This is a genomic window from Paenibacillus sp. FSL H7-0940 (assembly GCF_037979415.1).
GTDB lineage: Bacteria > Bacillota > Bacilli > Paenibacillales > Paenibacillaceae > Paenibacillus > Paenibacillus amylolyticus.
The window spans coordinates 4091575-4104777 of record NZ_CP150280.1 but is presented as its reverse complement, the minus strand read 5'-3'; the positions used below and the strand labels follow the sequence as shown (position 1 = coordinate 4104777).

At 47.5% G+C, this 13203-nt stretch carries 10 protein-coding genes; 6 read left to right on the top strand and 4 right to left on the bottom strand.

What is annotated here, in order from left to right:
* Window positions 1-108: 108 nt before the first annotated feature.
* The 4 genes from MHB71_RS18310 to MHB71_RS18295 all read right to left on the bottom strand — a co-directional run bounded on the left by MHB71_RS18310 (window position 109) and on the right by MHB71_RS18295 (window position 4773).
* On the bottom strand, window positions 109-2316 hold the full coding sequence (locus MHB71_RS18310; RefSeq protein WP_340027193.1) for a serine hydrolase: 2208 nt from the start codon (window positions 2314-2316) through the stop codon (window positions 109-111).
* A gap of 50 nt (window positions 2317-2366) precedes the next feature.
* Complete coding sequence (locus MHB71_RS18305; protein ID WP_076251515.1) at window positions 2367-3137, bottom strand: DUF3169 family protein; 771 nt, start codon at window positions 3135-3137, stop codon at window positions 2367-2369.
* A gap of 1 nt (window position 3138) precedes the next feature.
* Window positions 3139-3348 (bottom strand): helix-turn-helix transcriptional regulator, encoded by a 210-nt coding sequence (locus tag MHB71_RS18300; RefSeq protein ID WP_036669037.1) that lies wholly within the window; start codon window positions 3346-3348, stop codon window positions 3139-3141.
* Window positions 3349-3522: 174 nt separating this feature from the next.
* Complete coding sequence (locus tag MHB71_RS18295; RefSeq protein ID WP_340027192.1) at window positions 3523-4773, bottom strand: MFS transporter; 1251 nt, start codon at window positions 4771-4773, stop codon at window positions 3523-3525.
* Between the two features lie 123 nt (window positions 4774-4896).
* Between MHB71_RS18295 and MHB71_RS18290 the strand changes: the two genes are divergently transcribed.
* The 6 genes from MHB71_RS18290 (at window position 4897) to MHB71_RS18265 (ending at window position 13051) form a co-directional block, all read left to right on the top strand.
* Complete coding sequence (locus MHB71_RS18290) at window positions 4897-6780, top strand: ABC transporter substrate-binding protein (protein ID WP_340027191.1); 1884 nt, start codon at window positions 4897-4899, stop codon at window positions 6778-6780.
* A 163-nt stretch (window positions 6781-6943) separates the two neighbouring features.
* On the top strand, window positions 6944-8143 hold the full coding sequence (locus tag MHB71_RS18285) for a DUF4367 domain-containing protein (protein WP_340027190.1): 1200 nt from the start codon (window positions 6944-6946) through the stop codon (window positions 8141-8143).
* Between the two features lie 394 nt (window positions 8144-8537).
* Window positions 8538-9725: an alanine racemase gene (gene alr / locus MHB71_RS18280; protein WP_340027189.1), complete on the top strand. Its 1188-nt coding sequence runs from the start codon at window positions 8538-8540 to the stop codon at window positions 9723-9725.
* Window positions 9726-9985: 260 nt separating this feature from the next.
* Window positions 9986-10267 (top strand): ribbon-helix-helix protein, CopG family, encoded by a 282-nt coding sequence (locus MHB71_RS18275; protein WP_017690037.1) that lies wholly within the window; start codon window positions 9986-9988, stop codon window positions 10265-10267.
* 3 nt (window positions 10268-10270) lie between these two features.
* Entirely contained in the window at window positions 10271-10621 is a 351-nt protein-coding gene (locus MHB71_RS18270) for a type II toxin-antitoxin system PemK/MazF family toxin (protein ID WP_024630714.1), read from the top strand.
* A 234-nt stretch (window positions 10622-10855) separates the two neighbouring features.
* Window positions 10856-13051 carry an alpha-galactosidase gene (locus tag MHB71_RS18265; protein WP_340027188.1) on the top strand — a complete coding sequence of 732 codons (2196 nt, stop codon included), beginning with the start codon at window positions 10856-10858 and terminating at the stop codon, window positions 13049-13051.
* Window positions 13052-13203: the final 152 nt, after the last annotated feature.

Sequence of the window (13203 nt, the reverse complement as noted above, 5' to 3'; positions counted from 1 at the left end):
AAGTTACGAAACAGGCTTGTTCAAGAAGGATCGTATCCTTCTGAACAAGCCTGTTTTTTCTTGCATCATAAGCATGATCAATCTAATCGGTATGAAGATATTTTATTTTTATTGTGCTGAAGTCACAGAAGGGACCGGCGCTGGTACTGGAACCGGTGCAGTTTCAGATGCCTCCGCTGGAGCTTCGGCTTCTTCAGCAGGTTCTGCTTGCGGCTGCTGAGCAGCCATCAGTTCAGCGACGATTTGATCTGTTGGTTGGGTAAGCAGCGCATACATGATCGCAGCCTCTTCCTGACGAATCAGAGGTTTGCGGGAAAGGAAATCAACAGAACCATCCTCCATTACCTTCACCTCGGGTCCATGGATACCAAGCTTCGCCATCATCTGAATGGCTGGTACAGCCCATGCATCTGTGTGCCCCGCAAGTTTCACATCATTAAACAGTTCGCTAGGATATTGCAGTTGCATAATTCTCCACATCATGACCATTGCTTCCTGTCGGATAATCACTTGATCCGGCTTAAACTGCTGTTCGTCCGTGCCAGTAATCATACCCAACTCATATCCGAGTTGAATATATCCGGCCGCTGTATGGTCTGCCCAGTCGGTGTCAGCAGGAGGCGTAGTTTTGCTGGGCTTCAATCCACTCAGTTTAAGGGTGTTCTCAATAAATTCAGCTCGTGTTACACCTGTTTTTGGTTGGAAAGACTTGTTGCCATCATTCTCATAATATCCAAGAGATTGTATGGCGTAGATGGCTTCAGCATAAGGACTGTTCTCACGAACATCCCGGAAGCCCATAGGCTTTTGACCTTTTTTCTCATAACCCATAGGGTTGAGGTAAGGTTCTTTCATGTATGTGGTGCCATCTGCATATTCTTTGAATGCTGTGAATTGACCAGTCAATTCATCTTTGAAGAGATTATCTTCCACCTGAATCAGGTTGCGTTGACCTAGGAATACATCGTTAATGCTCAGTTGTCCTGGCTGATCCCCGCCACCTTTCAGGGAACTTACAATCGTGCTAAGTCGAAGATCGGCGTACAATCCGGTGAAGCGTTGCAGCTCAGCTGCGGATTGCGGCGTGTAATCCTTGAACTGTACAGGCTCTGCATATTGTGGGAAGAAGCTCTGAATGAATGCAGGGTAGAACAGATTACGAAGTGCTCCATTTTGATTATACGTCAGGAAAACGCCTGTATTTTGCTCGGGAATAAGGAAGAGATAAGAGCTGAATCCGGTCAGGTCGCCTCCTTTTGTAATAACTTTTGGACTACTTCCTGCTCCGGGAAGCTGGAATGCAGCTTCGAATCCATACGTGGTGTTTGGTAACAGTGGATGAATGGAAGAACGGTACTGTTCCATGCTTTTCACTGTGGATTCCTTGAAAATTCGCTTGTTGTCCTTCACGCCATCATTCAGGAACGCAATCATGAACTTCCCGATGTCCTCAGCGGTAGACAGCATGCCACCTTGAGGCATTGGTGTTGGAGAGATGGTGTACAGATCAAGCGGATTGTGTGCCGCATCATAGCCTGTAGCCAGCTGCTTTTGGAACTTTTTGTCCAGCATGAAACTGCTATTATCCATTCCTAGCGGTTTGAAGATATGTTGTTGCATGTAGGTTTCAAAGGGCTCACCGCTTACATTCTCAACAATCATGCCAAGCAGCAAAAACGAGAAATTATCGTACATATAGGCTCTACCAGGCTCGCGAACGACAGGAGGCATGTGTTGCTTAGCGTAATCCTCCATCGCTATGTACTTGTCGAAATCAGTATGGATGTCTTCCTGCTGCGGATCACGAATCTCGAATCCGGTCGTGTGTGTGAGCAGGTTCTCCACAGTTACAGGTTTGTCAAAAGGATTATCGAATTCGAGCCCTTTCACATAGGTCTGAAAATCAGCTTGCAGATCAACCTTGCCTTGCTCCACTAGCTGCATTACAGCAGCTGAAGTGAACGTTTTGGATACAGAGGCTACACGGAAGGCCGTATTTTTCGGATCGATCGCTGTTTTACTCTCCACATCGGAGAAGCCATATCCTTTTTCCGCCAGAACTTTGCCATCCTTCACAACAACAACGGAGGCTCCCACATAATGGGGTTTTGCCTCAGGTGAATCGAAGAATGAATCCAGAAAAGCTGTAGCCGATTCAGTTGTCAGCGCTTTCGTCTTTCCTTGTTCAGCAGCTACTGGAGTCGCGGTCTCCGCCTGAACTGCGGGTACCCACAGACTGAGAGACAGAACCGCAGCCATAAAAGCTCCTGTTAGGGAGGTGAACCTGAAACGGGTCTTTCGTTTGGATAAATGCATGCAAACACTCCTTTATGAAAATATTTACAAAATAGTTACCTACCCATGTATTACTGATTACTCGCACGATAGGTTTCACGATAATAGATTCCAATGTTGGCAATCCAGATCACAGAGAGCATCACAATTGGGAATGGAGCAAAGGTAAAGAGCATCGAATATAGAACCATAGAGACCATTCCAACACCAAGAAGTACATTCATCATCTGAAAAGAACGATAGGCTGCGCGATAGACAATCCATTTCTCGCCTTCATCCAGCTTCTCAAAATGATCCTTCTTCATGTTGCGCGAGTTCAGATCCAGAGTGCGCTCAGGATAATAACGGTTGTATCGCTTCACAGTCAGAGTTTGCACGACCACAACGATGATAATAGAGATACACGAAGCAACAAAATTCAAGAGGTTGAACAGTTCTGGAGAATTCGGCATGGTTCGGTTGGATGCATACAAGGACAAGGCAAGTGCTGCCCAGGTAAACGTAAGAATAACGCTGAATCCGCTGAGGATCATCGCTTTTCCGAGGGAGCGCTCTGCGGGTGAGATGAGTGAATCGGAATCTCCATAAGCATCATCTTCCATGGGAGGGACAGATGGCGTGCGGGAGAGACTGAAGATGTTCCACACCGTCATAACTACCACAAGAGCCGCCAGGATTGCGAATAAAAGATCATAGTCATAATACACGGACAGCGTCCAGTTCAAGTCAGAAGGGAGTTTACTCACTCCGCTAGCGCCGAGAAAACCAACTACAGCGCCACCGGCTGCATACAAGGGAAGACGCAACCGCTTTTTAATGGACGAGGATGATGAATTTTTCATTTTAATCTCCACCTTTCAGTTCAAAGATTTTTTCGACAGGTTCACGAAATACATGTGCTATTTTTAGTGCCAGAACGACCGACGGAGAGTAATCTCCACGCTCAATCAGGGCAATGGTTTGACGGGATGCACCAATGAGTTTGGCCAGTTCTGCTTGGGATATCCGGTCTCTGGCTCGTAACTCCCGAACGTGATTGTGTAATTCTTCCACTTGCTCACCTCCATGAACCCAATGTACATGATATTTGACTAAATGTAAACTATAATATACAAAATGTTAAAGATCATTTACTTATAAACGTTGATAGTGGACATGAAAAAGAGAGCCAGTTGGGCTCCCTAGGATGATTATTTTGTTTTCGGAAAAGTTGCCAGAAAAGTGAAATCAAGATGCATCTGCACACGGCAGATGTTGATTCTGTTCCTCTGCCTTCCGAAGTAACATTCGGAAAAAGATGAGCGCTCCAAGCCCCATCAAGATATACAGACCAGCCATCGCATAGGAGGGCAGAAAGGCTCCAATGGTTAACCCGAGACTGCCGAGAAGGGCAGCGGCGTTGTAACTCAACCCGTCAGCAGCCATATAGGCAGCACGGTCCGAATCTGGAATCATGCCCGCGAGCATGACCTGACGAACAGGGGCGTACATCAATTCTCCAATCGTTAGCAATATAGCGGATGAGATGAGTAACCAGGCCCAGTTGCTGAAAGCAAGTACGGTGAAACCTGCGGTATAGAGGAGCATACCAACAGTCATAATAGATCGGGACTGGAAGCGACCTATCCATCTGGAGAATGGAATGGCAACCAAAGCGACCATAACGGTGTTAATGACCATGATCAGGCTGAACATATGCAGACCTGAGATATCTGAGCCGAACAGTTGGGCGGTGAATTCATTTTTTAGACGAACAGCGATGTATTTATCCAACTGAAATTCCAGGGAGACTGCAAGTACAGTAGCCGTGAAAAATATCATGAAACGTTTGTCCTGAAAGACCGCCCAGTACGTTTTCAGTATGTTCCTCTGGATGGGAGTATCGCCATAACCTAATTCACGTTTATCCATTGTTTCACGAATCATAAAGATCAAAATAAACAGGGTAGCTAGGCTTTCAAGGCATACCAGACTGAACAATAGGAAACGAAATGATTCGAAAAACAGCCCGCCCATCAGTGCACCAAAAGTTACAGCAACATTTGTTGTCCAATATTGCAACCCATATACATAATGACGTTCATGTTCACTGCTCACGTCGACAATCATGGCATTAGCAATCGGCACGGTGATCCCTGAACTGAGACTGCTGAGCAGAAACATGAGGCAAGTGACGATGATCGAATCCATCCACGGCGAATTGGCGATGGCCAAGCCGAGTAGAGCCATGACTTGGAGACTTTGTGCGATCACCATTAATTTTTTTCGTCCAATTCGGTCAGACCAATATCCTGCCCACAATCCCACAATCATGGAAGCCACAATATTGACCGTCAGCAATAACCCCGCCAAACCTGCGCCAATCTGAATACTCAGATAGATCGCCATGAATGGAATGATGGACTTTTGGGTCAGATCGGTGAAAAAATCAGTAATGATACGTATCCTGATGTTCGGGTGCAGATCGGCGTATTTCATAAATCGTTGTTCTTCCTTCCCACAGGTCATGTTGATGTTACTGAGTATAATGGAGGAAAACCTGAAGAAAAACTGTAGAAGCATCCGGATGGATTTCGTATTTTAGCAGAAGGTAGGGTATATATGGACGTATCAGAACATTACATTCAACTGCGATTAAACTTTCCACATGTACATGATGAACAAGAAGTACTTACAACGGTAGGTGAACTTGCCGATCTTTTATGTTGTACCATGCGCAATATGAACCTCATTATGAACAAATTCAAGGAGAACGGATGGGTCAGGTGGAACCCGCAGCGCGGAAGAGGCAAAAAATCGATGCTGGTATTTTGTGTCCCGTTGCTTGAAGTGGCGCGTGAACGATTTGACCATCTCCTGGATGGGAACAGGATGGAGGACGCCTATGAACTGGCCGCCACCTTACCAATTACGATGAGAGAACATCTGATGCAGCAAATGCAGCATCAATTTGGTCTGCGTTCGAATGGAGGGGACAGAGGACGAGTGGATACATTGCGGATTCCACGGAATATCCCTTTTAAGACATTGGATCCCACGCAGACGGCCATGTGGGGAGAAGTTTTTATTGTTGCGGAGGTTTTTGATCGTTTGGTTCGTTATAATGCTGAACACCAGGTCTGTGAACCGAGTCTGGCTGTGGCATGGGAGAGTCATTCAGAGGGGAGCGAATGGACCTTTTATCTGCACAAAGGTATACCCTTTCATCATGGCAGAATATTGGATTCAGAGGACGTGAAGTTTACCTTTGATCGTATTATCTCTGACAATAGTAACCCGTGCAGGCCTCTGTTTGGATCTATTGAGCGCATAGAGACGTTGGACGAATTGACTGTACGTTTTGTGTTAAACAAGCCTAACTTCATGTTCCCGGATCTGATGAGTAGTATGTCTGCATCGATCTTGCCGAGAGATGTGGAGATGAATCCGCTCCATCCGATTGGAACAGGACCTTATCGGTTGACGCGTCATGATTCCAAGCTGCTTGTGTTGGAAGTATTCCCTTCCTACTTCCGAGGCCGAGCCTATATTGACCGCGTTGAAATATGGCAACTTCCCCATTCTGGGAGGGTGGAGTCCGTCATCAAGCATAATATATTTCCGGATGCGGAGCCTCGTGCCGTGCAGCATGAGATGCAGGGTGGCATGTATATGACGTTTAATATGCAGAAGGAAGGGCCGCAGCATGAGGTGAATTTTCGCCGGGCTGTTCAACAGCTATTGAATGCGCAGGAGTTGTCGCAAGCGCTCGGAAGCACGAACACGCAGGCTGCCTATAGTCTGATTCGAGGACGAGAACAGCAACCTTTAAAGGTGGGTTCAGATCAAGGGGAGCCATGGAAACAGCAATCGGAACAAATAGAATGTTCGGTCACACCTGTTCCTGACCTTTTCGTGGAGACCTCACTGGCGCGGGCCTCAGCATTATTGCGTCATAGCTCTTACCAAGGGCAGAGTTTAAGTCTGTGGGTGGAAGAAGGCGAGAAGATGGAGATGGATATGGTCTGGTTTGCAGAGAGATGTAAACAGATTGGCCTACATATCAACATTATGCCGGGAGATCCGATCCATGCAGTCTATCAAGATGGGTTCGGGGATTGTGATCTGATCTATACAGGAGAAATCTTCAATGATCATGTCGTGCTGAGTCTCGTGACGATGTACACCTTCCAGAACACGTTATTCCTGATTGCGATGAATGATTACTGGAGACATGAACTGGAACAGGAATGTGGACGAGTGGTCATGATCCAGGAACCTGCGGAGCGGTTGAATAGATTGATTCGGCTAGAAGATCGACTGATTCAGGAGGCATTGCTTCTGCCCACATACAGCTTCAAGGAAGAACACACCCATCATGATTCGCTGAGAGATTATCGTCTTGCGGGGTATGGTCTGCCTGATCTGCGCAGATTGTGGGTGAAGAGAAGCCCTGGGGCCGCTGAAGAGGATACGAGTTATCCGGTGTATATTCCGTTGTGGTAGGACTATGCAAGCGTAGCAATGCCGTATTAACGGACTTCACCGATTGCTTGTCAAACTAGTCCGCATATATCGAACAAGTCCCTCATAACATGTACTAATCAAGTAGGGATTCTGCTGCAAGCACAATCCTGAAGTGAAAACATGTGCTAAAGGGGATGATGTCATGCGCCGAATATCATGGATGCTTGCCATGGTATTGGTCTTATCGGTCTTGCTTGCCGCCTGCGGGAAGAAGGATGCGGCAGCTGTGGTCAAAGATCTGAACGAAGTCGTAGGAGAGATGGAAAGTTACCAGGGGGCAGGCGTGATGACGCTGCATACCGGAGATACGCCGCAGCAGTACAAGGTCGAGGTATGGCATCAGAAGCCTTCCTATTATCGTATTGCGTTAACGAATGCCAAAAAGGATGTAACACAGATTGTACTGCGTAACGATGAAGGCGTGTTTGTTTTGACACCGAGCCAGAACAAAAGCTTCCGTTTTCAGAGCAATTGGCCAGATAATCAAGGACAGGTATATCTCTATGAAACATTGATTCGGAGTATTACGGGGGATACAACCCGTCAGTTTGCGGATGAGAAGGAGAGCTATGTTTTTGATGTAGCTGCCAATTATAATACACATGCACTCGTCAGACAGAAGATCTGGCTGAACAAAAGTGATTACGCACCGAAACAGGTTGAGGTATCCGACTCCAATGCCAATGTGGTCGTGGATGTGAAGTTTGATTCCTTCAAATTTGGTGCTGCATTTGAGAAAGACGCCTTTGACATGCAACGTAACATGACAGCAGCTACAAAAGAGGGCGGCCAAACAGGAACGGATTCTGGTGTAACTCCTGCGGAGCAAACAGGTAATGAGGGCGGTAAAGAACCTGCCAATCCTCAGACGGCGCCAGAACCAGACGGAGCTGTCACTGATGGACAGTCGGGTATAGGTGGTGACACAGAGCAGCAAGGTACAGAGGGTGCTGCAACAGGTCAGGAAGGCGAAGAGCCGACACTTGCAGAACCGGAAGGGGCAGACAGCTTCGGCGTGATTCAGCCGACTTATGCGCCGGAAGGCGTGCAGCTCAAGGACGATCAGATTCTGGAAGAAGCGGGAGACTATTCGGTTATGCTTCGTTATGAAGGAACATATAATTACACGATATTCGAAGCCAGACCACAGGATCGAGCTGTATCACTTGCTCCATCCAGTGTAGTGGATCTTGGATTCACGCTGGGGATGATCAGCGGGGATGCATTGAAGACTCTGACATGGATGACAGATGGCATAGAATATCGGATCACCAGTGCCGACCTGCCTCAGAACGAAATGGCACGCATTGCAACATCGATGCAGGAAGAGTCAGGCAAATGATTTTTGAACAAATGAACGAATAGTAGCATAAACATAAGGAATGCTAAGAAGCATCGGAGACCTGTTCTCCGGTGCTTTGCTTTGATGTAAGAAAGGTATTTATTTAGCGCTGTTTTTCTTACCCGATACACTCAATAAAGCAAAATGCGCTTCTACGCAGAGGGAACCGGGTAAATAATCGATATAAGCAGATTTTGCTTGGGTGAAAAGTGGGATTTTGCCCTGCTAATCTCGCTTATCGGTCTTCTTCTGTGTTCGCATTTGTTCTTCAAAAGGCGCACCTTACATCTGTTTTTGGATGCGAAACTTCGGTTCATTTGACAGTCACATGCTGGAGCATTACGATGGAGTCTGACGTGAGCCGGATTAAGATGATTAGAGAAGGTGACTTAACGTGCAAGGACAATATCGGCCGACCCAAGCGGAGATCAATTTGGATCATTTGTGTACTAACGTAGAAGCTTTCCGCGAGGCATTGCCTCAGGGCATGAAATTCCTCGCCTGTGTGAAGGCCAATGCCTATGGACACGGAGCGGTGGAGACGGCTAGGGAACTGGAACGAGTGGGTGTGGATTACTTAAGTGTGGCTTTTCTTGACGAAGCTCTGGAACTGCGACAACATGGGATTACGATTCCAATCCTGGTACTGGGATATACGCCGCCTGAAGGAATCGCTGTTGCATGGCAACATGATGTGACCGTCACACTGTTCAGCAGGGAAGTGCTTGACGCCATTCGACATCTGGATGCGAGCACATTCGCTAACCAACTGAAGGTTCATATTAAAATCGACAGCGGCATGGGCCGATTAGGTCTGTTGCCTGGCGATGAGGCATTGGCTTTCATTCAGGAAGTAGCTTCGCTCAATCAGGTGATGCTGGAAGGTATGTTTACCCATTTTGCCAGAGCAGATGAAGAAGACAAAACCTATACACTGGAGCAGTATAGACGGTTCCAAAGCGTAGTTCATGCGCTCAGGGATCAGGGATGTTCCATCCCGATTATACATACGGCGAACAGCGCCGCTGCCATTGATACACCGGAATTGTCCTATGACATGGTACGTGTGGGAATAAGCCTGTACGGACTGTATCCTTCGGCTGAAGTGAATCATCAGGTGGTGAAGCTGTCCCCGGTATTGACGCTGAAGACAAAAGCGGTTCTGGTCAAAACACTGCCACCCCATTGGGGGATCAGTTACGGAACCCGTTATTTTACGCAAGGTTACGAACGAATAGCGACCCTGCCGATCGGATATGCAGACGGATTCTCCAGAATGCTGACAGGTAAAGCAGAAGTGCTTGTACGCGGACGCCGCGTCCCTGTCGTCGGTACAATCTGCATGGATCAGTGTATGGTGTCGTTACAATCTTTCGCGGAAGAGGCGGAAGAAATTCAAGTCGGCGAAGAGGTTGTCCTCATCGGTCATCAGTCTGGTGGCGTAATAACCTCAGACGAGGTGGCATCCCAGCTCGGTACGATTGCTTATGAAGTGATCTGCATGATGGCGCACCGCATTCCACGGGTATATACCCGCGGTGGAGCAGTAGTCGCCAGAATCAATCCACTTTTGACATCCTGACAGGTAAACTGGACGTCATTCCCAATAAACTTTTTTTCAGAACAGAAGGAAAACTGTCGGAGCATCTCGAATTATGTATGACGGTAAGGATTTAATTCCTGAATTGAGATGTTTGGTCTGTACGAATATTGTTCCCCGTGTTTATAATGGAGTACAGCATACTTGATATACTCGGGGCATATATATTCCTTTGTATAAAAGTTCTGGAAAAACGTAATACTGGTTCACAATGGCGAAAGGTTTGTGGGGGTGGAAGAAAGGTGGCCAACTTGCAGAACACCAAGCGGATCATGATCAGTTTACCTGATTATCTTTTGCAGGAAGTGGATGGCATCGTAGCGCTGGAGAATTCCAACCGCAGCGAATTGATTAGGCAGGCTATGAAGCTGTATTTAACGGAGCGTAAGAAACGTTACATCCGTGAAACGATGCAGCGAGGGTACATGGAGATGGCAAAAATTAATCTGACCATGGCATCCGAAGCCTTTCATGCGGAGGAAGATGCGGACAGCACTCTGGACCGCTTAGTTAGCGGGGTGTAGACATTGATCGTAAAACGTGGTGACGTTTTTTTTGCGGATCTTTCTCCCGTTGTCGGTTCCGAGCAAGGTGGAGTCAGGCCGGTTCTGGTGATCCAGAATGATATCGGCAACCGGTTCAGTCCGACTTGTATTGTGGCGGCTATCACCGCCCAAATCCAGAAGGCAAAGCTGCCAACGCATGTTGAAATTGATGCGGCGGCACACGGCTTTGACCGGGACTCGGTTATTTTGCTCGAACAAATACGGACGATTGATAAACAGAGGCTGACTGACAAGATTACCCATCTGGACGAGGAGACCATGAAATTGGTCAACGAAGCCTTACAGATCAGCCTTGGTTTAATCGATTTTTAAGGCAGCAACCAGCGTCTTGTACGCTGCCCTGCTGTTCGTTGGCAATGGATGTTCCTGTAAGGGAACACACTGAATTCAGACTGTAACCAAAAGAGCGTATGACATCCTTCGGGCTGTTATGCGCTCTTTTGATTAAAGCTTGATGAAAGCGTAGAACATTGGCGATCTTTTCGCTATAATGAAACCTGAGAAACCGTTTACCGAAAGACCTATATATAGAGGTGGAGGAGACATATGAGCATTTACATCAATCAGAATCAGGAGAAACTTCAGTTTCATTTACAGACCCGCGAGGCCAGTTACGTATTTCAGGTACTGCCTTCTGGATATTTGGTGCATTTGTATTATGGCAAAAAATTACGCGACACCGATCTGAGCTGGTTGCATGTACGGACAGAACGAGCATCTTTCAGTCCGAACCCGGTACCAGAGGACCGTACAATTTCATTTGATACATTGGCAGTGGAACTACCCGTGTATGGCACAAGTGATTTCCGTAATCCGGCTATCCAATTGGAACTTGAGAATGGCTCGACGGTTTCGGAGTTTACGTATACAGGTCATCGATTGATCAAAGGAAAGACAGCGCTTACCGGACTGCCAGCAACGTATGTTGAATCCGATGAAGAAGCAGAGACGCTGGTTATTGAGTTGGAAGACCGCGTTGCAGGCATCAAAATCGAGCTTTCTTATACAGCCTTTACGGCATTTAATGCAATTACACGCTCGATGCGTATCGTTAATGAGAGCGCTACCTCAGTGAATGTGGTGCGTGCGCTTAGTTCTTCTGTTGATTTCCCGCATGCGGATTATGAATTGTTGCAATTGTCAGGTGCATGGACACGGGAACGTGATATCGTTCGCAGACCGCTTGCGTCAGGCCTGCAAGGGATTGAGAGCCGTCGCGGTTCAAGCAGTCACCAGCAGAATCCATTTATTGCGCTGATGACACCAGGCACGGATGAAGACCAAGGTGAAGTTTATGGATTCAGTCTCGTCTATAGCGGTAGCTTCACTGCACAGGCCGAAGTGGATCAGTTCCACACCACCCGTGTGTCACTCGGAATTAATCCGTTCGAGTTCAGCTGGAAGCTGGAGCCGCAAGAAGCGTTCCAGACACCTGAGACGGTTATGGTGTACTCGGCTGCAGGTTTGGACGGCATGTCACAGTCCTACCACGAATTGTATCGGGAGCGTCTTGCGCGTGGTAAGTTCCGTAATGCGGAACGTCCGGTTCTGGTCAATAACTGGGAAGCAACCTACTTTGGATTCAATGCAGACAAGATTGAGCAGATCGCTCGCGCCGGACAGAAGCTGGGTATTGAGTTGTTTGTCTTGGATGATGGCTGGTTTGGACATCGGGACAGTGACAATTCCTCATTGGGCGACTGGATTGTAGATAAGAACAAATTGCCACAGGGTCTGGATGATCTGGCTAACCGTGTAACAGGTCTCGACATGCAGTTCGGTTTGTGGTTTGAACCAGAGATGATCTCACCAGACAGTGAGCTGTACCGTGCGCACCCAGACTGGTGTCTGCATGTGCCTGATCGTCGCCGGACAGAAGGACGTCAACAACTGGTACTCGACTTCTCTCGTCAGGATGTACGTGATGAGATTGTGCGCATGTTAACAGACGTACTTGGTTCTGCACCAATCACTTATGTGAAATGGGACATGAACCGCAATATGACGGAAGTGGGTTCTGCATTGCTTCCGGCAGATAGACAGCGTGAGACAGCGCATCGTTACATGCTCGGACTGTATGATGTTATGGAACGAATCACTTCGGCGTTCCCGAACATTCTGTTCGAAAGCTGTTCAGGTGGTGGTGGCCGCTTCGATCCAGGTATGCTGTATTACATGCCACAGACGTGGACAAGTGATAACACGGATGCCATATCCCGCTTGCGGATTCAATACGGTACGAGTCTTGTGTACCCGGTAAGTTCGATGGGATCGCATATCTCAGCGGTACCGAATCATCAGGTCAACCGGATAACTTCTCTTGAGATTCGGGGACATGTTGCGATGTCGGGCAACTTCGGGTACGAGCTGGACCTGACAAAATTCACGGAGGAAGAGAACGACATCGTGAAAGCCCAGGTTGAGCTGTACAAGGAGATTCGTGGAACGGTTCAATATGGAACATTCCGCCGTTTGCTCAGTCCGTTTGAAGGCAATGAGACGGCGTGGATGTTTATTGCACCGGACGGAAGCGAAGCTGTTGTATTCTACTTCCGTGTGCTCTCTGAGCCCAATGCGCCACTTCAGCGCCTGAAGCTGAAAGGATTGGACCCTAATGCGGATTACCGTCTGAAAGGCGGATCGGAGACCTTTACCGGCGATGCCCTCATGTATGGCGGTATTTCGGTAGGCAGCACATCAGGAGACTATCTGAGCGAAATGTTCCGGTTCGAGCGCGTCTAGATAAGTGAACTACATTTTATTTACACGGATACTACGATGACAGAACAACCTTCCAATCGCTGTTATCCCCGGATTTTCCCTTTTCTCAAAGGGAAAATCCGGGGATAGCGTATGCTTCCGATGTAGCTTTCTTTCAGAAAGCTTTTAGGTGA

What these genes read in the sequence shown, in the direction of transcription:
- MHB71_RS18310 (WP_340027193.1), bottom strand. Translation starts at nt 2,316, where the DNA reads ATGCATTTATCCAAACGAAAGACCCGTTTCAGGTTCACCTCCCTAACA.
- MHB71_RS18285 (WP_340027190.1), top strand. Translation starts at nt 6,944, where the DNA reads ATGCGCCGAATATCATGGATGCTTGCCATGGTATTGGTCTTATCGGTC.
- MHB71_RS18290 (WP_340027191.1), top strand. Translation starts at nt 4,897, where the DNA reads ATGGACGTATCAGAACATTACATTCAACTGCGATTAAACTTTCCACAT.
- MHB71_RS18295 (WP_340027192.1), bottom strand. Translation starts at nt 4,773, where the DNA reads ATGAAATACGCCGATCTGCACCCGAACATCAGGATACGTATCATTACT.
- MHB71_RS18305 (WP_076251515.1), bottom strand. Translation starts at nt 3,137, where the DNA reads ATGAAAAATTCATCATCCTCGTCCATTAAAAAGCGGTTGCGTCTTCCC.
- MHB71_RS18265 (WP_340027188.1), top strand. Translation starts at nt 10,856, where the DNA reads ATGAGCATTTACATCAATCAGAATCAGGAGAAACTTCAGTTTCATTTA.